The sequence below is a fragment of the Spectribacter acetivorans genome (genome assembly GCF_031846305.1).
Lineage (GTDB): Bacteria > Pseudomonadota > Gammaproteobacteria > Nevskiales > Salinisphaeraceae > Spectribacter > Spectribacter acetivorans.
In genome coordinates this window covers 80,391-105,199 of the sequence record NZ_JAVRHY010000003.1, presented here as the reverse complement: position 1 = coordinate 105,199, position 24,809 = coordinate 80,391, and the positions used below count along the sequence as shown (strand labels likewise).

Genomic DNA, 24,809 nt, shown 5'->3' with positions numbered 1-24,809 from the left:
CGGCGGCACGCAACCGCCGCCCGTCCCGATCCTTCGCTAGAGGGCGTACCCGAAGGCGTCCTGGAACCTGGCAGCGAACTCGTCCGGGGTGAAATGGTGATTCTGGGTGCCGGTATGGGCGATCTTGATCGACCCCATCAGCGAGGCGATACGCCCGCTGGTTTCCCAGTCCATGTTCTTGGCCAGGCCATACAACAGGCCCGCCCGGTAGGCGTCGCCGCAGCCGGTGGGGTCCTTGATCGCCGCCGGTTTGACCGAGGGAATCTCGAGCTTCTTGCCATCGGTGTAGATGTGCGAGCCCTCGCCACCACGGGTGACGATCACCGCCCGCACGCGCTCGGCCATTTCCTCCATGGTCCAGCCGGTGCGATCCATCATCAGCTGCGACTCGTAGTCGTTGACCGCCACGTAGCCGGCCTGCTCGATGAAGCGCTTGAGATCGTCGCCGTCGAACATCGGCAGACCCTGGCCGGGATCGAAGATGAACGGAATGCCGCGCTCGGCGAACTGCTCGGCGTGCTGGATCATGCCGTCGCGGCCATCCGGCGAGATCAGGCCGACGCTGATGTCGAGATCGTCCGGCAGCGCCTGGCTGTGAGCCTCGTTCATGGCGCCGGGATGAAAGGCGGTGATCTGGTTGTCGTCCAGATCGGTGGTGATGTAGGCCTGCGCCGTGAACGACTCGGGGATGTCCCTGAGGTACTTGCGCGAGATACCCAGCCGGTCCATGCGCTCGGCATAGGGCTTGAAGTCAGCGCCCACGGTGCCCATGGCGTAGCCATCCCCGCCCAGCAGATGCAGGTTGTAGGCGATGTTGCCGGCAGTGCCGCCGAATTCACGGCGCAGTTCCGGCACCAGGAAGGCCACATTCAGCATGTGCACCTTGTCCGGCAGGATGTGGTTCGAGAACCGATCCGGAAACACCATGATGTTGTCGTAGGCAAAGGATCCGCAGATGAGCGCAGACATTGGTCTCCCTTCTTAATTCAAACCGATCAGGCCCCACACGACGGGTACCTGGATAAGCGACAGGTGGACCGCAGCCGAAGCCACGTCCTTGGCCGCACCGGACAGTTGATGGTGTTCGGTGCCGATACGGTCAATGGCCGCCTCGATGCCGGTGTTGAGCAGTTCGGTGATCATCACCAGGAACAGCGACATGACACAGACGGCCTGTTCGAGCCCGTTGTCACCCCACCAATAGGCGGCCGGCAACAGCGCCACGAACAGCACGGCCTCGATGCGAAACGCCTCTTCGTTGCGCCACGCCCAGCCGAGCCCCCGGTAGGATACGCGTGTTGCGCGCCATAACCGAGGCCAGCCGGACAGGCCGCGACTCATGTCAGCCGGTCCTCAGCCTGCCGCGGCTTCCGCGGGCGCCTGCCATTTGAGGTCGAGTTCCTTGGCCGCCCGGACCTCGTCCAGCCGCCGAACCGGGCAGGTGTACGGGGCCTGATGGAGAATATCCGCGTCGGACTTCGCTTCCTCGCGGATGGCGATCATGGCGTCCACGAAGGCATCCAGGGTTTCCTTTGACTCGGTCTCCGTGGGCTCGATCAGCAGGCATTCGGGTACCAGCTGCGGAAAATAGACCGTGGGCGCATGGAAACCGTAGTCGAGCAGGCGCTTGGCGAAGTCGCCGGCGCCGACGCCGTATTCCTGCTTTTCGCGCTTGAGGGTAATGGTGAACTCGTGGCAGGCCCGCCGCGCCGGATAACTCAGCTCGAACCCGGCATCGGCCAGCCGCCTGGCCAGGTAATTGGCGTTGAGGGTGGCGAACTCGGCCACCCGGGTCATCCCCTCGCGCCCGAGCATGCGGGCATAGACGTACGCACGCAGGATCACGCCGGCGTTGCCCATGAAGGCGGACAGCCGGCCGATGCTGTGGGGCCGGTCGCTGTCCTCGACCCAGCAGTACTGGTCGCCGTCGTGCATCACGTAGGGCACCGGGGCGTAGCGACGCAGCCGCTTGCTCACGCCGATGGCGCCCGACCCCGGACCGCCGCCGCCGTGCGGGGTGGAAAAGGTCTTGTGCAGGTTCATGTGAATGACGTCGAAGCCCATGTCGCCGGGCCGGATCTTGCCCAGGATGGCGTTGAGATTGGCGCCGTCGTAGTACAGCAACCCGCCGGCATCGTGGACGGTTTCCGCCATCTCCAGAATGTCGCGCTCGAACACCCCCAGGGTGGACGGGTTGGTAAGCATGATGCCCACGGTTTTCGGCCCCACCGCTTCCTTGAGCGCGGCCAGGTTCACGTCGCCGTCGGCGTCGGTGGGAATCTCGCGCACGGTGCAGCCGCACATGGTGGCGGTGGCCGGATTGGTGCCGTGGGCGGCGTCCGGCACCAGCACTTCGGTGCGCTCGGTGTCGCCGTTGGCGTCATGATAGGCCTTCATCATGGCCACGCCGGCGAATTCACCCTGGGCCCCGGCCATCGGCGCCAGCGACACCACGTCCATGCCCGTCACCTCACCCAGCATCACCTGTAGTTCGTAAGCGATGCTCAGGAAGCCCTGGCTGTATTCCATCGGCGCCAGCGGATGGCGGCCGGTGAACCCGGGCAGCATGGCCAGCGAATTACAGGCCCGCGGGTTGTACTTCATGGTGCACGAACCCAACGGATAGAAGTGGGTGTCGATGGAGAAGTTCATCTGCGACAGCCGGGTGAAGTGGCGCACAGTGTCCAGCTCCGAGACCTCCGGCAACCCGAGGGCGGATTCCCGCCGGTGGGCACCGGGGATCAGGTCCGGGTCAATTCCGGCAACCGGCGCCTGGCCGGCCGCACGGCGCCCGGAACGGCTGTGCTCGAAAATCAGCTTTTCGGTCATGACTTCACCATTGCAGGTAGAACTTGCGTCGCCGGGCCTCAGCCCAGCGCCTTGATCGCGGCCTCGTAATCGGGTTCCTGGCCGATCTCGGGCACCAGCTCGCTGTGGATGACCTGGTCGTTTTCGTCGACCACCACGACCGCGCGGGCGGACAGCCCCGCCAGCGGGCCCTCGGTAATCAGCGTGCCGTAGTCCTGCGCGAAGGACTTGTCGCGCAGCATCGACAGCGAGGTGACGTTGTCCAGCCCGTTACTGCTGCAGAAACGACCCTGGGCGAACGGCAGATCGGCCGAGATCTGCAGCATCGCCACACCCGGGTGCGAACCAGCGCGTTCGTTGAATTCGCGCACCGACTTGGCACACACGTCGGTGTCCACACTGGGGAAGATATTGAGCACCTTCTTCTTGCCGGCGAAGTCGGCCAGCGACTTGTCGGACATGTCGCCCGCGGTCAACCGGAAGTCGGGCGCCCTGGCGCCGGCGGCCGGCAGGTCCCCGGCGGTGTTGATCGGATTACCCTGAAACGTGACTTGTGCCATCGAAGAAACTCCTTGGTATTGAACGACTGCGGCCGCGGCGGATCGTTCTTTCCGCCGCGGTCCACGGGCTTGCCCAGTGTACGTGAGCCGACCCTGCGCCCTGCGCGCTCCGGATCGGGCGGGATGCCGGCCGCCACGGATCGGCACACATGGGCTCAGGCCACCGCCGATTTCTTGCCGTAGCCCTGGAGGATATCGGCCAGCGCATTGGCGTAGGCGTCGAGGTCAGCCTCGGTCTTGGTCTCGGTGACGCAGACCAGCAGGCAATCCGACAGCTCGGGAAAGTCACGCCCCAGCGCATACCCGCCGAGGATGCCGCGCGCGGTCAGCGCCTCCAGCACCTTGTTCACCGGCTGATCCACCCGCAGCACGGCCTCGTGGAACCCGGGCGCCGTGAAGGCCTCTTCCACGTCCGGCAGCGCGGTCAACCGCTCCACCAGCCCGCGGGTATTGGCCACGCAGGCGCCGGCCGCGCGCTGCAGACCGGTGGGGCCGAGCAGGCTCATGTGGATGGTCGCCGCGGTGACCAGCAGCCCCTGGTTGGTGCAGATATTGGAGGTCGCCTTGGACCGCCGGATATGCTGCTCGCGCGGCTGCAGGGTCAGCGTGTAGCCCTCGCGGCCTTCAAGGTCCCGGGTTCGGCCGACGATGCGACCGGGCATCTGCCGCGCCAGCTTCTGGCGGCAGCACATCAGGCCGAAATACGGCCCGCCCGAGGACAGCGGCGCGCCCAGGGGCTGGCCCTCGCCGCAGACGATGTCGGCACCCTGCTCGCCCCACTCGCCCGGCGGCCGGATCAGCGCCAGGGCCAGCGGGTTGACCACCGCGATCACCAGCGCACCCTGTTCATGGGCCCAGTCGGTGATGGCGTCGACGTCCTCGAGCTTGCCGAAGAAGTTCGGCTGCGGAATCACCACCGCGGTCACGTTCGGGCCGTCGTACTGGCGCAGCGCATTCATGTTCGTGGTGCCGGTCTTGCGGTCGTACGGCAATTCCTCGAAGCGCACATCCTGATTGCCGCAGATAGCGCGGGCGGTCTTCAGATAGGCCGGATGCACCGTGGCCGGCACCAGTATCCGTGCCGACTTCGTCTTGCGGCTGGCCCGCACCGACATCAGCGCGGCCTCGGCCATGGCCGAGGCGCCGTCGTAGAGCGAGGCGTTGGCCACGTCCATGCCCGTCAGGCCCGCCATCATGGTCTGGTATTCGTAGATCAGCTGCAGCGTGCCCTGGCTGGCCTCGGCCTGATACGGCGTATAGGCGCTGTAGTACTCGCCGCGGGTGGTGATCTCCCACACCGCGGCCGGTACGTGATGCTCGTAGGCCCCGGCGCCGATGAAGCACAGCGCACCGGCGTCACGCGCCGCGCGTTCATTCATCAGCCGGGAGATCGCCATCTCGGTCATGCCTTCCGGCACGCTGTCGATATGGTCACCCCGCAGTTCGCGCGGGATCTCGTCGAACAGGTCCTCGATGCTGTCGGCACCGATGGTGTCGAGCATGGACCGGATGTCGTCGTCGGTGTGCGGGATGAACGGCATGGATCACGCCTCCGCCATTGTCACTGAGAAATTGCCACTGAAAACCGGTTCAACCTTCCTCGTCGGCCACAACCTGTTCGTAGGCGTCCGGGTCGAGCAGATCGTCCAGTCCGGATTCGTCGGCGATGGACATCTTCAGCAGCCAGCCCTCGCCATAGGGGTCGTCGTTGATCAGTTCCGGGGCATCCGCCAGCTGCGGATTGACCTCGATCACCTCGCCGGACAGCGGCGCATAGACGTCCGACGCGGCCTTCACCGATTCCACCACCGCCACGGTGTCGCCCGCGGTCAGTGTTTCGCCGGCTTCCGGCAGCTCCACGAACACCAGGTCGCCCAGCGCCCCCTGGGCGTAGTCGCTGATGCCGACCGTGGCCCGGCCATCCTCGTCCAGCCGGACCCATTCATGCGACTTGGCATACTTCAGGTCAGCGGGTATTTCACTCATCGCACTTCTCCCTTCCCTTTCAGATATGAATGCGCGCCTCGCCGTTGCGCACGAATGGATATTTCACGATGCGGGCGCCACACCAGCGTCCGCGCCGCTCGACTTCGATGCTGTCGCCCTCGGCCCAATCATGCGGCACACGGGCGAGGCCGATGGAGCACTTCAGAGTGGGCGAGTAGGTGCCACTGGTGAGCAGGCCTTCGCCCCCCGCATCGCCATGACGCACGGTCTGGCCGTGGCGGAGTACGCCCCGGTCGGTCAGCAGCACGCCCACCAGCCTGAACTGCGGGTCGGTGGCCAGGCCGGTCAGCGCGGCGCGGCCGACGAAATCGCGATCGGCCGGCTCCCACGCCACGGCCCAGCCCAGCCCCGATTCCAGCGGATGGGTGTCTTCGTCCATGTCCTGGCCGTACAGATTCAGGCCCGCTTCCAGGCGCAGCGTGTCGCGTGCGCCCAGGCCGCAGGGTTCCACCCCGGCCGCCGCCAGCGCCTCCCAGAACGGCGGCAGATCGGCGGCTGGCAGGATGCACTCGAAGCCGTCCTCGCCGGTGTAGCCGGTGCGGCCCACCAGCCGGTCGTCGGCGAAGGCGGCGAAGAAGGGCTTGAGGGACGCGGCGGCCTCGCGCAGATCGGAGGGCAGGCAGTCCAGGGCCAGCTCGCGCGCCTGCGGGCCCTGCACCGCGACGATGCCCAGATCCGGCCGGCGCTCGACCGTGACATCGAAGCCGCCGGTCCGGGCCTGCATCCAGGCCATATCCTTGTCGGCAGTGCCGGCGTTGACCACGGTGCGATAGTGACCGTCGGCGACGTGATAGACGATCAGGTCATCGACCACCCCGCCCTGCTCGTTGAGCATGCAGGTGTAAAGGGCCTTGCCGGGGGTATCGGCCCGGGCCACGTCATTGGCCCACAGATGCCGCAGGTACGCGCGAGCATCGACGCCGCGGACGTCGACCGCGGCCATGTGAGAGACGTCGAACATGCCGGCGCGGGCGCGCACGGCCAGGTGTTCGTCGATCTGGGAGCCGTAGTTGACGGGCATGTCCCAGCCGGCGAAGTCGACCATCTTGGCGCCGGCGGCAATGTGCGCGTCAAACAGGGGCGTACGCTTTCCCATGAATATCCCTTTCTCGAGTGGCTCGACCGGGCCGCCTTCCGCGACCCTGCCGCCCCTCTGTCCGGGAACCTGAGAGATTAGCCGTTGCCGGCCTCGCCCCGTCGGTGACCCGCCGCGGCGGGTACTCTCCAGAGTCGATCGGAAGCCGAATCGGCTTCGCGTCGCGTGGTCCATGGGCCTGAGCGTTTCCGGGCGGATTTGCGCCTTCGGCGTCTCCGGCCGGTTCGTGCCGGGGCGGAGACTCTCCCACGCGTTTATCAATCGAATCATAGATTGTACCAATGCATCCCGCCCGATCCAAGCCGGGTGCGATAATCTCCGCCCCTGCCGACCACACGGGACCACTGCTTGTACTCGCTCCGACAACGTCTTGCCGACTGGGTTCTGCGCCACCGAAAGGCTGCCCTGGTGGCGTTCGCGCTGATCACGATCGGCTTCGCCGCCGGCCTGCCGCGGGTGCAGATCGAGACGGTGTTTTCGGACCTGCTGCCCACCGATGACCCGTTCGTTCAGGTATTCAAGGACCACCCCAACTTCGGCAATCCGCTGACCATGGTGATCATGGTCCAGCGCAAGGACGCTACGCTCTATCACGCGGACACCCTGCAGAAGGTCTGGGACCTGACCCGCGACATCGACCTGGCCCCGGCGGTGGACCACGATCAGGTGCTGTCGATCACCACGACCAAGGCCCGCTACGCCGAAGCCACGCCCTACGGCATCGACATGCAGCCGCTGATGGGAGACGCCCCGCCGGTCAGCCCGAAGGCCATCGCCGATTTCCGCAACCGGGTGGATCGCGCCCCCAACATCCGCAATTTCCTGGTCTCGGAGGATGATTCGGCCACCCTGATCATGGCCACCTTCATCGAGCACCGGATCGATTACGGCGAAACCTTCGAGTACGTCCAGGGGCTGGTCGAGAACGCACGCGACGCCAACCACAATGTCTATCTGACCGGCCAGCCGGCGCTGATCGGCTGGGTCTATCGCTACGAATGGCAGATGGCCGGCATCTTTGCGCTGACCCTGCTGGCGCTATTCGGGGCGCTGGTGTTCTACATGCGCAACCTGGTGGGCGTGGTCACGCCGCTGATCACCAGCGCGACCGCCGCCATCTGGGCCTTCGGTTTCGTGGGCTGGCTGAACATCTCGGTGGAGCCGCTCCTGATGGTGGTGCCGCTGCTGCTCACGGCTCGCTCGTTCTCCCACAGCGTGCAGTTCACCGAGCGCTTCCACGAGATCCACGCCGAAGTGGGCGACCGGCTGGAAGCCGCACGGCGCACCATGCGGGTGATGGCCGCCCCCTCGGTGCTGAGCATTCTTACCGACGTCCTGGGCATCGCGGTGGTGATTGCCGCGCCGATTCCGGCGATGGTCAAGCACGCCATCTTCTGCGGCATGTGGGCGGTATGGCTGATTCCCACCGGCGTGGTACTGATCTCCCTGTTGCTGGCCACCCTGCCCGCGCCGCGGCGCCCGGCGCCCGCAACCGGTGACCGGACCGACCACACCGGCCAAAGCAGCCTGGTCCGCCTGTTGAGCGGTATTGCCGGCCTGACCACCGGCCGGCGCGCGGCGATCACTGCAGCGATGGTCATCGTCGGCGGCGGCGCGGCGGTCTTTACCGCACTACAGATCCGCATCGGCAACCCGGTGGAGGGAAGCCACCTGTTCTGGCACGACTCCGAGTTCAATACCGCGGTGCGCCAGATCAACGATCATTTCCCCGGCACCAACACGCTGGAAATCGTGCTGGAGGCGAAGGATCCGAAGGACCCGAGCTGGACCGCCCAGCAGCTGGACACCGTCCGCACCATGCTGCAATTGCAGGATTATCTGGAGACCAGCGACTTCCCGCCGGCCGCCACCCTGTCATTCGCCGATTACCTGCGCGAGGGCAACCGTCTGTACAACGGCGGCGATCCGCGCTGGATGCCGCTGGACGAACGCCAGCGGGCGGTCAGTGCCGCGGCCACCGCCGCCATGCTCGGCTCCAGCGCCAAGGCCTTCAATCACGTGATTTCCTTCGATGCCCAGCATTCGACCGTGTCGCTGTGGTACCCGGACAACAAGCAGGAAACGGTGGACCGGGCCCTGGCCTCGGCGCGCGCCGCGGTGGAACACGTCGGCGTGGACCACGAGGGCTTCACCGTGCGCCTGGGCACCGGCATCATCGCCCTGCAGGAGGCCATCAACCGGGTGGTCGAACGCTACCACCACCTGATTGTTCTGCTGCTCAACCTGTTCATCTTCCTGATGTTCTCGCTGGCCTACCGCTCGGCGGTGGCCGGCGTGCTGCTGCTGATTCCGGTCAACCTGTCGCATTTCACCATGGTGGCGGCCATGCACCTGCTGGGCGTGGGGCTGGACGTGAATTCCATGATCGTGGCCGCCATCGGTCTGGGCGTGGGCATCGACTACGGCATCTATCTGCTGTCGCGCATCTGCGAGGAATTCCAGCGACTTGAGGGCGAGTGGGAAGCAGCCATCCGCGCCGCGCTGGTAACCACCGGCAAGGCCATCCTGTTCACCGCCACCATCATGGCGGTGGGCATTTTGCCGCTCTATCTGCTGTCCGGACTGAAATTCGTGGCCGACATGGGCCTGCTGATCATGGTGATCATGGGTATCAACATGGCCATGTCGCTGATCGTGCTGCCGCTGCTGGTGAACCTGTTGCGCCCCCGCTTCGTGCGCCGTCCGCAGCCACTCTTGGGCGAGCGGATCGACTGGAATCAGGAGCCTGTCCGGTAGGCTATCTGAGCAAGGGTGGCAGATCGCCGCCCAGACCCACGGCCTGGCGCATCATCAGCTGCTTGAGCGGGGCCAGGTCCTGGACCGCCGCAATGCCGCGGTCACGCAGGCGGGACAGCGCCGGGTCCTCGATCCCGAACACTCGCTTGATGCCGTCGGTAACCGCCATCATGGCCAGGTTGTCCACCTTGCGGCGCCGCTGGTAACGGCGCAGGCGGCGCTCATAGCCCGGATCGCGGCCGGCCGCGCGGGCCTGTTCGAGCACCTCGACCAGGGCAGCCACATCCATGAAGCCGAGATTGGCGCCCTGCCCCGCCATCGGATGCAGCACGTGCGCGGCATCGCCGGCCAGCACGATCCGGGGCCGGACGTAATCGGTCGCATGCATCAGGCGCAGCGGAAAGGCCGCCCGGCTGTCGATGCGGGTGACGCGGCCGAGCACGCCGCCCGAGGCCGCGGTCAGCCGCTCGGCAAAGGCGGCATCGTCTAGCTCGCGCAGTTCATCGGCCAGCCGATCGTCGGCATGCCAGGCCAGCGAACAGCGGCCATCCGCCATCGGCAGAAACGCCACCGGTCCGGTGGGGGTATAGCGCTGCCAGGCGATGGACCGGTGCGGTCGTTCGGTGGCTACCGTGCCCACCGTGCAGCGCTGGCGATAGGGCCAACCCACCGTGTCGATGCCGGCGAACTGCCGGACCGGCGAGCCAGCGCCTTCCGCGCCCACCACCAGCCGGGCCTGCAGCTCACGGCCATCGGCCAGGGTGAGGGTGGCCGCATCCGCCGCCACGGAAAGGTCTTTCAGCTCGGCCGGGCAGAAGCGGGTGACGTCGCGCAGTGCCTGCCATGCCGCATCGACGATCAGCCGATTCTCGATGATGTGGCCCAGCTCCGGCAGCCCCAGCGCGGTGTGTTCGAATTCCAGCTGTGCGCGCCCGCCGCCTTCCCATACCCGCATGCCGTGATAGACGGCGACCCGGTCGTGAGCGAGGTCCGGCCAGAGATCGAGGTTTTCCAGCAGCCGGCGCGAGGCCGGGGAAACCGCCGACACCCGCAGGTCGTAATCGTCGTCCGGCCCCAGCGGCACCGGCTCGCGCGCCTCGATCAGCGCGACCCGGAACCCGGCCCGTTCCAGCGCCACGGCCAGCACCGCCCCGACCATGCCGCCGCCGACCACGGCGATGTCGAACACGTCAGCCATCGGCGGCGAACGCCAGGCCCATGCTGCGCCGGGCCATGTCGTGCTTGATGCCGGGCAGCAGCTCCAGTCCGGTCAGGCCCAGCCCGCGCGCCAGCCCCAGCCCCGGTAGCCGGTTGGAAAACAGCCGCACGATGCCGTCGGTGAAGCCGCTCACCCGCTGCTGATCCGCCCGACGCGCCTCGCGCCAGGTTTCCAGCAGGGCGGCATCGCCGGGATCGTCGGCCAATTGCATCAGGCCGGCCAGCACCGTGACGTCACGCAGCGCCAGGTTGAAGCCCTGGGCAGCGGCCGGGTGCAGATGATGCCCGGCGCTACCCACCAGCAACGCCCGCTCGGCGATCGGCCGCGGGCAGATCACCCGCTTCAGGGGATAGGCGCCGCGCGGCCCCAGCTGGTCGAAATGCCCCAGACGCTGGCCGAATGCAGCCTGCAGGGCGGCCAGAAAGGCTTCCTCATCGTCGGCGCAGCGCTGCGCCGCCTCGTCCGTGGGCAGGGTCCAGACCAGCGCCGCCGTTTCCGGTGACCGCGGCAGAATCGCGATCGGCCCGGCCGGCGTGAACCGCTCGTAGGCCGTATCACCCGGCGGGCGGCTGGCGCGGATCGAGGCCACCACCGCCTGCTGGCCGTAGTCCCGGATATCCGCCCCGATGCCCAGCGCCGAGCGCACCGCCGAGCCGGCCCCATCGGCCCCCACCACCAGCCGGGTGGTCAGGGTTCTCGGGCGGCCATCCTCGCTGATGGTGAGCGTGACCTGCTCCTCACCCGGTTCCAGATGCTCGAAACGGGCCGGGGCGATTACCGACACCGCCTCGTCCTCGCCCAGACGCTGATACAGCGCACCGGCAAGCGCGTGGTTGGGTAGCACGTAGCCCAGGGCCTCGACCCCGTAGTCGGCGTGATCGACCCGGGTTACCCCGAAGCGGCCCTGTTGCGACACGTGCAGATGCCGGATCGGCGCCGCCTCCCCGGCGATGGCCGACCACAGGCCCCAGCGCTCGAACAGCGCCCGGCTGCCCCAGGCCAGCGCCGTAGTGCGCTCGACCTCACCCGGCGACGGTTCGGTGCTCGGCAGTAACGCTTCCACCAGCCCGATACGGCGGCCGGACCCGGCCATGGCGCAGGCGAAACTGGCCCCGACCAGTCCCCCGCCGATGACCAGGACGTCGAAATGGTCAGCCATCGGCCATCAGGGCCTCGATCTCGTCGGCCCGCTTGGGCACGCCGGCCGTCAGAACCTCCGGCGCGCCGTCGGTCACCCGCACGTCATCCTCGATGCGGATGCCGGTGTTCCAGAACCGTTCGTCCACGCCCTCGCTGCCGGCGGGCACGTACAGACCCGGCTCCACCGTGACCACCATGTCCGGTTCCAGAAGACGCCACTTTCCCTCGACCTTGTAATCGCCCACGTCGTGCACGTCCATGCCCAGCCAGTGGCCGGTGCCGTGCATGTAGAAGCGCTTGTAGTCCTGCTGTTCGATCACCGTCTCCAGGTCACCCGAGAGCAGCCCCAGATCGAGCATGCCCCGGCAGAGTTCGCGCACCGCGGCGCGGTTGAAGGCGTCGTAATCATTGCCGGCCCGCACGGCATCGACCGCGGCTTCCTGGGCAGCCAGCACCACCGCGTAGAGGTCGCGCTGCGGGCCGGAGAAGCGTCCGCTGACCGGAAACGTGCGGGTGATGTCCGCGGCGTAGCCCGCGTTTTCGGCGCCGGCATCAATCAGCACCAGGTCACCATCGGCCAGCGTCGCGCTGTTCTCGATGTAGTGCAGGATGCAGGCATTCGCGCCCCCGCCGACGATCGAGGGATAGGCCCAGTGCATGCCGGCAGCCTCGAACTCGTGATGCAGTTCGGCCGCCAGCGCGTATTCCGCCATGCCCGGCCGGCAGACCCGCATGGCCCGGCAGTGGGCGGCGGCCGAGACCGCCGCGGCGTGGCGCATGCGGTCGAGTTCGGCGGGCTCCTTGCGCAGGCGCATGTCGTGCAGCACCGCCGGCAGCAGGCCGATCTGGGTGGGCGTCTGCCAGCCCCGGCGCCCCATCGCGCGGATCCGGTCGAGCGCGGCGGTCAGCTGACGATCGGCCCAGTCGTCGGCGCCCAGGCTGTGGTGGATAGTGTCCCGGTCGGCGAGCAGTTCCGGCAGACGCTGAGCCAGTTCCTGGATGGGGAAGGCCTGATCGGCGCCGAAATCCCGGCATGCGCCCTCGGGCCCGGCACGACGGCCGTCCCAGACCTCCCGTTCGGGATCCCGGTCGCGGCAGAACAGGATGAATTCACCGTCGGGCCGGCCGGGCACCAGCACCGCCACCGCTTCCGGTTCGGTGAAACCGGTCAGGTAGCGCATGTCGCTGTCGGCCCGGTAGGGATAGTGCACGTCGCGGTTGCGAATGCGCTCCGGGGTGGCGGCCAGCATTGCAACCGCCCGGTCGCCGATGCGCTCGGCCAGGCGCGCCCGGCGTCGGGCGTGATCAATGGGCTGGGTCATGAGTCGATTCGTGGTCTAGTGAAGCCGCGCGTCGGGCTCGTCCTGCCGCTCGGCGGTGCGCATCTCCAGGAAGATCAACTGGACGCCGACACGGACGTACTCCACCAGTTCGGCGTAGTCGGCCTCGCCCTGCTCTTCTCCAGACTCCTCATCGGTGAGGCTTGCCCGGGACAGCTCGGTGAGATCACGAACCACTTCCTGCACCTCGTCCGTGCAATGGGTGAGCTCGAATTCGCCGTGGCTGGCAATGCCGAAAACGAACCCGCTGCACCAGTTCGCCAGGGCCTTGACCCGCCGTGGCAGCGGCGCCTGATCGTCCGGCAGCAGCGGCTGGAAGCCCGAGTCCGAGTCGTACAACCCTTCCAGGCTGAATTCCCGCAACGCCTGCAGCAGCGGCTGCAGCGCCTCGCCGTCGGCGCCCTCGACCAGATCCACGGTCGGCAGCTGGTCGTGCAGACACAGGGCCCCGCACAGCGACCCGTGCACTTCTGCCGGATCCTGGGTGGCGCCGGCCTCGTTCAGGCGCCGGGCGAGTCCGTCATAGCGGCTTTCGGATGTCTCGTTCATGCGTCAAGGCTAACAAAACTGCGCCTCTGCCATGCGTCAGGCCGGCAGCAACAGGACAAAAAAGCAGGCGTTGTAGAACCCGTGCAGCAGCATCGGCGCCGCCAGCCCGCCGGTGGCATCGCGGAAATAGCCGAACACCAGCGACGGCAGGAACACCGCCAGCGCCCAGCCGGGCGGGTGAAACAGCAGGTGCAGCGCGGTGAACAGCGCGCTGGTGACCAGATTGGCGGCACTCAGCGGCCCGAGAGCCCAGGCCAGTTTCCGGGCGATCCAGGGCTGCAACTCGCCGCGGAACAGCCATTCCTCGACTACCGGGTAGACCAGAATCACTATGATCAGCGACACCGGTGCGATGGTGGCGCCGACCGACCATCGGGCGAATCCCGCCCCGGCCAGCCCCAGACAGGCCAGCGGCCCCGCCGCCAGCGCCAGCCACAGCCGCGGGTCGCGAAGGATACTCAGACGGCCGACCGCCTCAGACGCCAAGCCGCCGCCAGCAACAGCAATAGCCAGATCGGGTCGGGGGCGCCGCGGCCGAGGCTGCAGCCGCCTCCGCCCTCATCGCCGTCGCCTCCGCTCATGAAATCACCGGCATCCGTATTGCCACTGCCATCCGCCGAGCCACCCGGCGCCGGAATACCGGCACCGTTGTCGTCGGGGCAGCCCACGCCGCCGTTCAGCGTCCAGCCGACATCCGCCAGCACGCAGGCAGCCAGGCCGATGCCGTTGCGGACATCGACATCGCCGCGGGCATCCACGAACGGCTCCATCAGGGCATTCGGAGTCAGGGCATCGTCCCAGTGCGAGATCGAGGAACCGGGCTCCACCGGGCTGGGAGCATACAGCTGGAGATCGCTGCCGACCCTGCCGCCGCTGAACCGGTTGCTGATCTGCGGGGTGATGCTGGGTCCGTCCCAGATCACATTGCCGTCATTGGCCGCCGACGCGGCCCGCTGATTGCTGTTCAGATTCGGCCAGGTAGTGCCAAAGCTGAGATCGCGGATGAAGACCTCGTAAATGCTGGGCAGATTCATGAAGAACTCGCCACTCTGCAGATCCACGAAGCTGGAGAATCCCAGCCCGTGGATCAGCTCATGCGTGGCGGTGCTCACGAAGTTGAGATCGTCGCCCGGCGGATTGTTGTCCAGCCCGTAATACCAGTCGGCCCCGCCGAGGCAATTGTCCTGGGCGTCGAGCGCGGCATTGAACTCGGCGCTGATATCCGGTGCCGACTCGATACGCCCACCGCTGATGGCGTTGGCCAGCGCCAGCGCATAGAAGACGCCGGGCCGGGACCCGGGGAAATCCGACACCAGGCGATCCGGCCCCGCCGCCGCCAGATCCGCATTGGTACTGCGGCAACGCAGATTGCTGAAAGTCACCTCGACCACAATCGGCACGTCGCTGACGATGCGGCTGCCTAGCAGATCGGCGACATAACCGATTGCATTCAGCCGCTGCGCGCCGACGGTCTCTCCCGGATTGCCGGATACCGGCGCACGCGGGGTGGGATCGTTCAGGCCTTCACCCGAGTTGTCGCCGTTGATGATGACGATATCCGCGGCCTGCACCGCACCCGCGGTCAGGACGAGACACGCCGCCACGCAGCCCCGCCGCAGGGAATCAGTGATCATCACCCACCCCGTGACCGACATGAATCTCGCCATCGGCGTCTCGCCTTGCCTGCAGCCGGGAATGGCGCAATTTCGGCACCGTAACGATGGTCATGCCGTCCCGCACGGTGACTTCGGGCGTTTCCGCCGCCGGGGGGCTGGCCCGCTGCGCCGCGAACACCTGCGGTTCGGCCGGACCGATGAAGGCGCGGCGGGCGGCCGGCTCCGTCGTGTCCGAGTCGACCGGCTGCCCAGGCAGAAACGCCAGCATCGCCAGCGGCAGCCAGGCCAGGAATCGTGTGATTGCAGTCATGAAGGGGCGGGCTCCTCGATTGTCCGGCAACGCTAGCGCGCCAACCGTTAAACTGTCCATCGCGCGGGCATTACCCGTGCTCAACCGGCAACCGGAGTCGCCCCGACATGGCTGGACGCATCCCCGATTTTTCCGAGCTGCTGGCTTCGCTGGTCGGCACACCCTCGATCAGCTGCGCCGACCCGGCCATCGACATGGGCAACCGGGCCGCCGCCGAGTGCCTGGCCGGCTGGCTGGAAGACCTCGGCTTCGACTGCCGCTGCCTGCCAGTGGGCGAGCGCGACGACAAGGTCAACCTGATTGCGACGCTGGGCGACCCGGAGGCCGGCGACGGACTGGCCCTGGCCGGGCATCTGGATACCGTGCCCTACGACGATAACGGCTGGGACAGCGACCCCTTTACCCTGGACATACGCGACGGCCGCTACTATGGACTCGGCACGTCCGACATGAAGGGCTTTCTCGCCCTGGCCGCGGATGTGGCCCGGGACTATCGCGCGGGTCAGCTCGCGCGGCCGCTGGTGATTCTGGCCAGCGCCGACGAGGAATGCGGCATGGACGGCGCCCGGGCGCTGCGCGATGCCGGGCATCGGCCGGCCCGGCACGCGGTGATCGGCGAACCCACCGGCCTGGTGCCGATCCGCCGGCACAAGGGCATTCTGATGGAGGCCATCCGGGTGACCGGGCATGCCGGCCATTCCAGCAACCCCGCCTTCGGCATCAATGCCATCGACGGCATGCGCCGGGTGCTGACCGCGGTCTGCCGGTTTCGCGATGACCTGGTCACTCGCGCCCCGGCGCCGGGTTTTCCGGTGGACCACGCCACCCTCAACCCGGGCGTGATCCGCGGCGGCGACAGCCCCAATCGTATTCCCGCGCGCTGTGAACTGCAGGTGGACCTGCGCTTTCCGCCGGGCTTCGACATCGCCCCGCTGCGCGATGAACTGCGGGCGGTCGCGCGGGATGCTCTGACCGGCAGCGACTGCGGCATCGAGTTCGAGGAGCTGTTCACCGGCACCCCGGCGATGGAAACCGCGGCCGAGGCCGAGATCGTGCGCGCGGCCGAACAACTCACCGGCCAGGCGGCGGCAGCGGTGGACTTCGGCACCGAAGGCTCGTTCTACAATGCGCTGGGCATGGAGACGGTGATTCTGGGCCCCGGCGATATCGACCAGGCCCATCAGCCCAACGAGTTTCTGGGCATGGATCGCATCGACCCGATGCGAGACATCCTGCACGGGCTGATCCGTCAGTTCTGTCTTCGGTAACGTCAACGGGCCCTGATCTGGTCTAATACACGGTTTCGCGGCGGGCAGCGGCATGAATCCGGACAACGACACAACCCAATCAGGCCAGGAGATGGTGACGGCGCTGCGGGCCAGCGCCCCCTATATCCATGCGCATCACGGCCGCACGTTCGTGATCATGTTCGGGGGTGAAGCCGCCGCCGACCCCGGCTTCGCCGACCTGATCTACGACATTGCCCTGCTCAAGAGCCTGGGCGTGCGCGTCGTGCTGGTGCACGGCGCCCGGCCGCAGATCGACGCCGCCCTGGCGGCCGCCGGGGTGGAAAGCGTGCTGTCTGGCGGCGTGCGGGTGACCGACTCGCCGGCCCTGGCCTGCGTCAAGCAGGCGGTGGGCACCTTGCGCATGGACATCGAGGCGCTGCTGTCCACCGGCCTGGCCAGCACCCCGATGGGCGGCGCGCGCCTGCGGGTGGCCGGTGGCAATCTGGTGACCGCCAAGCCCCTGGGTGTGGTCAACGGGGTGGATCACCGCCACACCGGCGAGGTGCGGCGGGTGGATGTGGACGCCATCCGGGCCCATCTCGACCGCGACCACATCGTGCTGCTCTCCCCCATCGGCTATTCCCCCACCGGGGAAACCTTCAACCTGTGGGCGGAGGAAGTGGCCACCGCCACCGCCGCGGCGTTGCAGGCCGACAAGCTGATCATGCTGCATGCCGGCCCGGAAATGCATGAGCACGCGGCGCACCCGCCGGCCCAGCTTTCACCTACCGAGGCCCAGACGCTGCTGGAGTCCGGTGATGGCCTGAACGACGAGGAGAAGGCCCGCCTGCAGTGTGCCGTGCAGGCCTGCCGCCAGGGGGTGACGCGGGCCCATCTGGTGCGCTTCGAGGCCGACGGGGCGCTGCTGCGTGAGCTCTACAGCCGCGACGGCGCGGGCACGCTGGTGGCCGCGGACACCTACGACATCATCCGCCAGGCCACGGTGGAGGACGCGGGCGGCCTGCTGAACCTGATCGCCCCGCTGGAGGCAGCGGGCATTCTCGTGCCCCGCTCGCGGGAACAGCTCGAGCTGGAAATCGACAGCTACAGCGTGATGGTGCGCGACGGGCTGATCACCGCCTGCTGCGCGCTGATTGCCTACCCCGAGGAACGGATCGGCGAGCTGGCCTCGGTGGCGGTCCACGCGGACTACCGCAAGCAGGGCCGCGCCGAGCGCCTGCTGCAGGCGGTGGAACGGCGCGCCCGCACGATGGAGCTGTCGCGGCTGTTTGTGCTGACCACCCGCACGCCGCACTGGTTCGTGGAGCGCGGTTTCCGCACGGCCGATATTGCCGACCTGCCGCTGACCCGGCAGCAGCTCTATAACTACCAACGCAACTCCACCGTCCTGATCAAGACGCTGTAACCCGATTCCGACGGTGACCGACGCCCGCCGCAAGCACGTCCCCCGGCTCCATGTGGACCGGACGCTGACCATTGGTGACACCGTGGCCCTGGGCGCCGAACAGGCGCATCACCTGGGCGCGGTCCTGCGCCTGCGCAGCGGCGCCGATCTGGTGCTTTTCAACGGGCACGGTGGCGAGTACCCGGCGCGGCTGTCGACACTGAACCGCAAGTCCGCGCAGGCCCTGGTCCTGGAACACCGTCAGCCGCGGCGCGAATCGCCGCTGGCGGTGACGCTGGCCCAGGCGGTGGCGCGCGGCGACCGCATGGATTTTGCCGTGGCCAAGGCGGTGGAACTGGGCGTAGCCGCCATCCAGCCGCTGTTCACCGAGCGTGGCCAGATAAAGTTGACCGGCGAACGTCTCGACCGCAAGCAGCGCCACTGGCAGGCGGTGGCGCGCTCGGCCGCGGAGCAGTCCGGACGGGAAATACTGCCGGTGGTGCATGCCCCCTGCCGGCTGGATGACTGGCTGGCCGACGCCGCCGGCGAACGACGCCTGATGCTCGACCCCCGCGCACCGGGCGGGCCGGTCGAGGGTGCCACCACCCCGACCTCGGTCAGCCTCCTGATCGGTCCGGAATCCGGGTTTTCCGATCAGGAACTGGTGGCGGCCAGGGCCAGCGGCTTTGAAGGGGTGCGTCTGGGACCGCGCATTCTGCGCACGGAGACCGCCGGGCCGGCGGCACTGGCGGCGTTGCAGACCCGCTGGGGGGACTTCGGCTAGACCCCGCCCGGCTGCCAGTCGGTAGCGGCAAGCTGCTGATCCTCGACCCCGGCCACCGCTTCGGCCAGCCGCCGTTCGATCGCCTCCAGATCGGGAATCACCGCGTCGGTGTTGGCCAGCCGCGTGCGCGCAAGAATCACCTCGCTGTCATCCTCACGCGCCGGCGCCGGCCGCAGCGCCACGGGATTGAGCAACGTCAACTGCGGCTTGCCCTGCAACACGATCATGAACAACCCGGCATCCAGATGCGTGCCCAGGCTGTTGATCACCGCCACCCGCGTCCGGCGGGTACGCGTGGGCATCGGCTCGCCCCACAGGGCTTCCAGGGACAGGACCGGCAGCCGCTGATCCCGCCACTCGCCGAAGCCGAGCAGCCAGGCCGGCCCCTCGGTTTCCAGCGCCACCGATTCCATGCCCAGCACCTCCGCCAGCCCAGCCTTGGGCAGCAACAGCCATCCCGATGCCAGCGGCATCAGCTGGCCGTAGAGCACGCGATCGGACTCAGCCATGGTCGTCCGCCTCGACCTCCCGGCCCAGCACGGAGCGAATCTCGGCCAACAGCTGCTCCTCCTGGTAGGGCTTGGTGAGGAACCGGTCCACGCCGATCTGCTCGGCCCGGCGCCGGTGCTTGTCGCCACTGCGCGAGGTGATCATCACGATCGGCGTATGCCGGAGCGTCTGACTGTTGCGCATGTAGGTGGCCAGTTCGAAGCCGTCGATGCGGGGCATCTCGATATCCAGCAGCACGGCATCGGGGGGATTCGCCTGCAACTGCGCCAGTGCGTCCATGCCGTCCTTGGCCAGCCCCACGCGAAAGCCCTGCCGGGTGAGGAAACGCTCGGATACCCGGCGGATGGTGATGGAGTCGTCCACCACCAGCACCAGCGGCCGAACATCGGCAGCGGCCGTCGCCACCGTCGGCGGGCGCGGCACGGCTCGTGTCTGGGTCTGGACCAGCGCGGCCAGGTCCAGGATCACCATCACGGCGCCATCGGCAAGCACGGTGGCCCCGGCAATGCCCGGCACCGTGGCCACCTGGGGTCCCACCGGTTTGACCACGATTTCGCGGCTGCCAATCATGCTGTGCGCCACGAAGGCGGCGCGCTGCTCCCCCGCCCGGGCCAGTATCACCGGCAGGTTGACCGGGGCGTCCTCGCCCGGCGCCGAGTCGGGTACGCCCAGCACCTCGGCCAGTTCCACCAGCCGATAGCGCTGTCCGGCATACTCGAGGGTGGGCTCGCCCTCGGCTTGCGCGGCCGTCCTGAGTTCGTCGCGCGACAATCGGGTCACGCCCTCGATGCTGCCCATGGGTACCGCGTAACGCTCCTCGCCGACACCCACGAACAGCGCCTGGCTGATCGCCAGACTCAGGGGCAGGCGAATGGCGAACCGGGTGCCGGCCGATGCTCCCGCCGCCACCGTCAGGCCGCCACCAAGCTCGCGGATTTCGGCTGCCACCACGTCCAGTCCCACGCCGCGGCCGGCGGACTGGGTGAGCGTATCGGCGGTGGAAACCCCCGGCTGGAAGATCAGCCGTGCGGCCGCGTCCTCGGGCACGTCGGCATCCTCGGCCACCAGGCCGAGACTGCGGGCCCGGGTCACGATGGTATCCAGATCCAGGCCACCCCCGTCGTCACCGACCTCGATCACCAGCTGGGTGCCCTCGCGAAACAGGGTGATCTCGATGCGCCCGGCCGCCGGCTTGCCCGCCGACCGGCGCTGGTCCGCCGGTTCGATGCCATGCACCACGGCGTTGCGCAGCAGATGTTCGATGGGGGCGGTCATGCGCTCGAGCACGCTGCGGTCGAGTTCCTCGTCACCGCCCCGGATGAACAATTCCACCGGCCGCTCGGTCTCGCCGGACACCTGACGCACCAGCCGCTGCAGACGCTGTTCCTGGCGCGCGAACGGCACCATCAGCGTGCGCATCAGGCCCTGCTGCAGGCTGGTGTTCACCCGCGCCTGCTGCCCCAGCAGAACCTCGTCCTGCTCCACCAGGTCGGTCAGCGACCCATGCAGGCTCATCAGGTCGGCCGCGCTCTCGGACAGGCTCCGGGAGTATTCGTGCAGGGCCGAGTATCGATCCATTTCCAGCGGATCGAACTCGGCGTCGTAGCGGTCGCCGTCCTCGGCATGACGCGCCACGATCTGGGATTCGGTTTCCAGGTCGAGTTTGCGCAGTTGATCCCGCAACCGGCGGGTGGTCTGGGCCATTTCCCGCAACTGGGCCTGGAGTTCGGTATTGCGCTGCTCGAGGCGCGCGCGATAGATGCTGATCTCGCCGGCCTGGTTGAGCATGCCGTCGAGATCGACCACCGGAATGCGCGCGGTGTCCGGCAGGCTGCTGTCTTCGGCCGGCGCCGTTTCAGGCGCCCAGAACAGCCGGTCCTCGAAGTCGGTGGCGGGTACCGGCACTGCCGATTCGGCCGACTTGATCGGCGCCGGGTCCGGGGTCGCCTCGGAGTCGCCGGTCTCGCGCAGCCGTGCCAGCACGGGCTCGGCATCCGGCACCGACTCGCCGCGCCGGACGCTGTCCAGTATCTGTCGCAGCGATTCCAGCGCGGTCTGCAGCGGCGGGATGGCCGATGGCGCCTGGCGAGTACGACCCAGCCGGTCTTCCAGCTCGTGGCTGATATCACCAACCGCGGTGACATGCGCCATCCGGGCACTGCCCTTGAGGGTGTGCAGCAGGCGCATGATCTCCGCCGGCGCACGATGGCTGTCCGGCTGTACCTGCCAGCGGTCGATCTGATAGGCCAGCCCCTCCAGCAGTTCATCGGCTTCGCCCAGGAAGATGCCCGTCAGCTCAGATTCGGACAACTGTTCCAGCGGTTCCGGCTCGGCCGGCTCCACCACCGGGGTTTCGTCCGGTGCCGCCGGGTCTTCCCCGGCCGGCCCGCTGTCGGCCAGGGCCGCGAGAACCCGCTCGGGTGCCTGTTCGGTTCGGTCGTCTTCGCCGCTGGCGCCAGTCGAATCCGGATGCGGTGTGTCGGACTCGAATCCGGCCGGCGCAGCCATGTGCTCGGCATCATCGGTACTCGCGGCGTCAGTCGCGCTTCCGGATTCAGGCACCAGTGAGGCCAGGACCTCCAGCAGGGGTTGCGGATCGGCGGAACGATCCCCGTGGCGGAAGCGGTCCAGCATGGCGTAGAGCCCGTCGGCCACGCTGTCGAGCACATCCAGCGCCGGGGCGTCCGGCGCCGGCAGCTCGCCGCGTGCATATCGCCGCATGAGCTGCTCGAATTCCTGGGCCACCTGCCCCATGCTCCCGGCATCGGCGGTCCGCGCACTGCCCTTCAGGGTATGGGCGCGCCCGCGCAGACTCCTCGGGTAATGCAGATCGCCCGGGGACTCGCGCCAGTCGCGGAGGTCGGCCTCGATGGCATCGACCAGATCGCAGGCCTCGTCGGTGAACACGATCATCAGCTCGCGCCAATCCGAGGCGTCCACCGCCTCGACCGGCAACGCCCGGCGTTGCTCACCGAGCCGCGCCAGCCAGCCATCGATATCGGTGTCGGCGATCTCGTCCCGATCACCGGCCACGAGTGATTCGATCAGTGTTACCGCATCACCCAGCACGGCCAGCGCCGATGCATCCAGCGGCGACTCAGCGGCGCGGGCGGCATCCGCGAACTGCTCCAGTGGCGCCGCGATGCGTACGATCGCACTCTCGCCGACGGCCTCGGCGCTGCCCTTGAGCGTGTGCAGGGACCGGACCAGTTCATCGGGTACCCGCACCGGCGGTACGGTCGCGGCGATCCCGCTCAGAGTCTGCAGATGCCGCTTCGCATCGGCCCGGAAGATGCGCAACAGTTCGGATTCGCCGCTGGCCTCGCCGTCCGGCGCGTTGCCATCGCCGGTAATGGCCTGTGCCGCGCCGATGATCGGTGCCGCCGCGGTCGGCGGGCGGCCCGCCTTGAAATCCTCGATCAGGGCGGGCAGCGCGGCCACCGCATCGTCCACCACCCGGCGCACCCGGGCGTCCACCGGCACCGCACCCTCCAGGCAACGATTCAGCAGATGTTCGACCGCCCAGCCGAATTCGCCGATCTCGTCGGCCTGCACCATGCGACCGCTGCCCTTGAGGGTATGAAACGCTCGCCGGATTTCCGCCAGCCGTTCGCTGTCGCCGAGATCGCCCGCCCACACCGGCACATCCCGCTGCAGGTTCGCCAGCACTTCGCCGGCCTCTTCCAGAAAGATATCGCGGATTTCCGGGTCGACGACATCCGGCTCGGCGGGTTCGGCCTGCTCGAAACCGGACGTATCGCTGACCAGGGCCTCGGCCTGGTCGGGCGGGACGGTCAACTGCGACAGATAGCCCCGCGCCTGCTCGTAGAGCTGCGGCAGGCGCCCGGGCTGTCCGGCGAGGCCTTCCAGATAGTATTCGAGCGCCACGATGGCATCGGCCAGCGAGCGCACCCGGGCCGGATCGTCGCGCACGCCAAGCATGGCCTGGCTGCCCATGAAGGCGTTCAGGCGGCCGGCCAGGTCGACCCCGTCTTCCTCCGACAGGATGTGCAGACCGGCCTCGATTTCCCGCAGCAGCCGCGCCGCCTCGGCGGCCAGTTCGATATCTCCGCTTTCCACGAACACCGGGACCAGGTCGCGGATGCGGGCAATGTTGACCCGGGCTTCCCGATGAATCGCGGACATGCCGCGGCTGACATCCTGCTGCGGTGCCGGCTGGGCGGCCGGTGACGGTTCCTGGCCGCGGTAGAGGTGCTGGAACAGCGCGCTGTCCAGGCTCTGCTCGACATTGAGCAGCGCCAGGGCCACGTCCATCCAGGCTGCGTGCTCCCGTTCGCCGCGCTCGTGCAGGTCGGTGACCGCATCCGCCTGGTTGCGGACCACGCGCATGAGCATGTCCAGGCCAAGCATGGCCAGGGTGTCGGCAACCCGCCGGATGGTGGCGACGGTGGCCTGCATGTCCACGTTGGCCCGATCACCGGCGCGCAGCACCAGGTCAATGGCATTCTTGACGCTGTCGATGTCCTCGCGGATTTCCGCCGCCAGCTTGTTGACCAGCCCGGTATTCGGGCCCCGCAAGCGGGCCCGCATGCGGGACAGACGCTCGGGGTCCGGCAGCAGGGTTTCCAGCCCGTAGGCCTCGCGCAGCGCCTGCACCCTCGGGCCGTCGGTACGGGCGCGGCCGGCAAAATAGACAATGCCGTAGAGCAGCGCGTCCGGGGCATCGCCCAGCGCGCGGTCGCCGTTCACCGCGGCGGCCTTTAGCTGCTGGCCCACCCGGCCGAGCAGCCGCTTGATTTCCAGTTCGCAGGCCAGCCCATCGGCGGCGATGGCCTCGATCACCGCCGCGGCGGCCTCGAACAGCCGCTGGCCACGCCGGTCGGCCACGGTCTGCGCCATGTCGGCGGCGACCTGTTCCAGGCGCCCGAGCGTCTCCGCGGTCGCATCATCCCGCAGCAGGCCCAGCAACGCCGCCTGGAACGGCGCCAGATGCTGACGGGCCCGGGGCTGGCCGGCATTGTCGGAACGCCCTTCGATCGGGCCCGACCGGGTGTCGAGCGGCTCGCAGAGCTGGGCGTAATGGGCGAACAGCGCGCTTTCGGCAATCACCCCGGCACCGCGGGCGACCCGCAGTTCGTTGATCAGCGGCAGAAAGACCAGCGCGTTGTCGGTTTCACCGTTATGCAGAGCATCCAGGTAGTCGGTGAGCTGGACCGTGGCGCCCAGCAGCGCCTCGAAGGCCCGCTCCGGCGCTGCCTCCAGATCGCCGAGCAGATCGTGCACGGCCACCCGCATTTCCTCGGCGAACACAGCGCCGCCTTCGCACAGGATCATGCGCAGCGTGCCGCGAATCTGATGCAGTTCGACCAGCGCCCGCTGCAGCGGCAGCGGGTTGTCCGGGGTGTCGAGGAAGGTTTCGACGAACGAGCGCACGCGTTCGAGGCTGTGCTCGAGTTCGGCGTGGACCCAGTGGAGCCCCCCGGCAGTGATTTGTTTGACCTGCGCCAAGAGTGACGCT

General features: G+C 68.0%; 20 protein-coding genes and 2 riboswitches. Of the genes, 4 read left to right on the top strand and 16 right to left on the bottom strand.

Annotated elements, in window-relative coordinates; translation table 11 throughout:
* Positions 1–36 precede the first annotated feature (36 nt).
* The 7 genes from RM531_RS04260 to gcvT form a co-directional block, all read right to left on the bottom strand.
* Positions 37–969 (bottom strand): carbohydrate kinase family protein, encoded by a 933-nt coding sequence (locus RM531_RS04260; RefSeq protein ID WP_311657555.1) that lies wholly within the window; start codon positions 967–969, stop codon positions 37–39.
* Positions 970–981: 12 nt separating this feature from the next.
* Positions 982–1,341 carry a diacylglycerol kinase gene (locus RM531_RS04255; RefSeq protein WP_311657553.1) on the bottom strand — a complete coding sequence of 120 codons (360 nt, stop codon included), beginning with the start codon at positions 1,339–1,341 and terminating at the stop codon, positions 982–984.
* A gap of 12 nt (positions 1,342–1,353) precedes the next feature.
* On the bottom strand, positions 1,354–2,829 hold the full coding sequence (gcvPB, locus tag RM531_RS04250; RefSeq protein WP_311657552.1) for an aminomethyl-transferring glycine dehydrogenase subunit GcvPB: 1,476 nt from the start codon (positions 2,827–2,829) through the stop codon (positions 1,354–1,356).
* A gap of 38 nt (positions 2,830–2,867) precedes the next feature.
* Positions 2,868–3,368: a thiol peroxidase gene (gene tpx, locus RM531_RS04245; RefSeq protein ID WP_311657551.1), complete on the bottom strand. Its 501-nt coding sequence runs from the start codon at positions 3,366–3,368 to the stop codon at positions 2,868–2,870.
* 155 nt (positions 3,369–3,523) lie between these two features.
* On the bottom strand, positions 3,524–4,909 hold the full coding sequence (gcvPA, locus tag RM531_RS04240) for an aminomethyl-transferring glycine dehydrogenase subunit GcvPA (protein WP_311657550.1): 1,386 nt from the start codon (positions 4,907–4,909) through the stop codon (positions 3,524–3,526).
* A gap of 49 nt (positions 4,910–4,958) precedes the next feature.
* Positions 4,959–5,354 carry a glycine cleavage system protein GcvH gene (gene gcvH, locus RM531_RS04235; RefSeq protein ID WP_311657548.1) on the bottom strand — a complete coding sequence of 132 codons (396 nt, stop codon included), beginning with the start codon at positions 5,352–5,354 and terminating at the stop codon, positions 4,959–4,961.
* Between the two features lie 19 nt (positions 5,355–5,373).
* Positions 5,374–6,471 (bottom strand): glycine cleavage system aminomethyltransferase GcvT, encoded by a 1,098-nt coding sequence (gene gcvT / locus RM531_RS04230; protein WP_311657546.1) that lies wholly within the window; start codon positions 6,469–6,471, stop codon positions 5,374–5,376.
* 47 nt (positions 6,472–6,518) lie between these two features.
* Positions 6,519–6,613, bottom strand: a riboswitch (glycine riboswitch).
* Positions 6,614–6,627: 14 nt separating this feature from the next.
* Positions 6,628–6,730, bottom strand: a riboswitch (glycine riboswitch).
* Positions 6,731–6,819: 89 nt separating this feature from the next.
* Here gcvT and RM531_RS04225 point away from each other — a divergent pair.
* Positions 6,820–9,228: an efflux RND transporter permease subunit gene (locus tag RM531_RS04225; protein WP_311657544.1), complete on the top strand. Its 2,409-nt coding sequence runs from the start codon at positions 6,820–6,822 to the stop codon at positions 9,226–9,228.
* Between the two features lies 1 nt (position 9,229).
* Here RM531_RS04225 and RM531_RS04220 read toward each other — a convergent pair whose 3' ends face one another.
* From RM531_RS04220 to RM531_RS04190, 7 genes are read right to left on the bottom strand one after another with little or no spacing between them, the layout of a single operon-like run.
* Positions 9,230–10,426, bottom strand: coding sequence for a UbiH/UbiF/VisC/COQ6 family ubiquinone biosynthesis hydroxylase (locus RM531_RS04220; RefSeq protein WP_311657543.1), 1,197 nt, complete (start codon positions 10,424–10,426; stop codon positions 9,230–9,232).
* A complete protein-coding gene (gene ubiH / locus RM531_RS04215; RefSeq protein WP_311657542.1) occupies positions 10,419–11,606 on the bottom strand; it encodes a 2-octaprenyl-6-methoxyphenyl hydroxylase in 1,188 nt (395 codons plus the stop codon). The genes RM531_RS04220 and ubiH overlap by 8 nt, the downstream gene beginning before the upstream one ends.
* On the bottom strand, positions 11,599–12,909 hold the full coding sequence (locus tag RM531_RS04210; protein ID WP_311657540.1) for an aminopeptidase P N-terminal domain-containing protein: 1,311 nt from the start codon (positions 12,907–12,909) through the stop codon (positions 11,599–11,601). The genes ubiH and RM531_RS04210 overlap by 8 nt, the downstream gene beginning before the upstream one ends.
* A 15-nt stretch (positions 12,910–12,924) precedes the next feature.
* Positions 12,925–13,476, bottom strand: coding sequence for a UPF0149 family protein (locus tag RM531_RS04205; RefSeq protein WP_311657539.1), 552 nt, complete (start codon positions 13,474–13,476; stop codon positions 12,925–12,927).
* A 36-nt stretch (positions 13,477–13,512) separates the two neighbouring features.
* Entirely contained in the window at positions 13,513–13,962 is a 450-nt protein-coding gene (gene mrtJ, locus RM531_RS04200; protein ID WP_311657538.1) for a JDVT-CTERM system glutamic-type intramembrane protease MrtJ, read from the bottom strand.
* A complete protein-coding gene (locus tag RM531_RS04195) occupies positions 13,935–15,110 on the bottom strand; it encodes a JDVT-CTERM domain-containing protein (RefSeq protein WP_311657536.1) in 1,176 nt (391 codons plus the stop codon). Before RM531_RS04195 ends, mrtJ begins: the two co-directional genes overlap by 28 nt.
* Positions 15,100–15,402, bottom strand: coding sequence for a hypothetical protein (locus RM531_RS04190; RefSeq protein ID WP_311657534.1), 303 nt, complete (start codon positions 15,400–15,402; stop codon positions 15,100–15,102). Before RM531_RS04190 ends, RM531_RS04195 begins: the two co-directional genes overlap by 11 nt.
* A gap of 107 nt (positions 15,403–15,509) precedes the next feature.
* Here RM531_RS04190 and argE point away from each other — a divergent pair, with 107 nt between their 5' ends.
* The 3 genes from argE to RM531_RS04175 are packed head-to-tail and all read left to right on the top strand — an operon-like array spanning position 15,510 to position 18,820.
* Complete coding sequence (gene argE, locus RM531_RS04185) at positions 15,510–16,670, top strand: acetylornithine deacetylase (protein ID WP_311657532.1); 1,161 nt, start codon at positions 15,510–15,512, stop codon at positions 16,668–16,670.
* Between the two features lie 52 nt (positions 16,671–16,722).
* Positions 16,723–18,057: an amino-acid N-acetyltransferase gene (gene argA, locus RM531_RS04180; protein ID WP_311657530.1), complete on the top strand. Its 1,335-nt coding sequence runs from the start codon at positions 16,723–16,725 to the stop codon at positions 18,055–18,057.
* Between the two features lie 13 nt (positions 18,058–18,070).
* The gene (locus tag RM531_RS04175) at positions 18,071–18,820 is read left to right on the top strand and encodes a 16S rRNA (uracil(1498)-N(3))-methyltransferase (RefSeq protein ID WP_311657528.1); all 750 of its coding nucleotides are present in this window, start codon (positions 18,071–18,073) and stop codon (positions 18,818–18,820) included.
* On the opposite strand, the gene RM531_RS04170 is transcribed toward RM531_RS04175, so the two are convergent.
* Both RM531_RS04170 and RM531_RS04165 read right to left on the bottom strand, forming a co-directional pair.
* Entirely contained in the window at positions 18,817–19,329 is a 513-nt protein-coding gene (locus tag RM531_RS04170) for a chemotaxis protein CheW (RefSeq protein WP_311657526.1), read from the bottom strand. The two genes, RM531_RS04175 and RM531_RS04170, sit on opposite strands and share 4 nt — an antisense overlap.
* Positions 19,322–24,799 carry a hybrid sensor histidine kinase/response regulator gene (locus RM531_RS04165; RefSeq protein ID WP_311657524.1) on the bottom strand — a complete coding sequence of 1,826 codons (5,478 nt, stop codon included), beginning with the start codon at positions 24,797–24,799 and terminating at the stop codon, positions 19,322–19,324. Before RM531_RS04165 ends, RM531_RS04170 begins: the two co-directional genes overlap by 8 nt.
* Positions 24,800–24,809 lie beyond the last annotated feature (10 nt).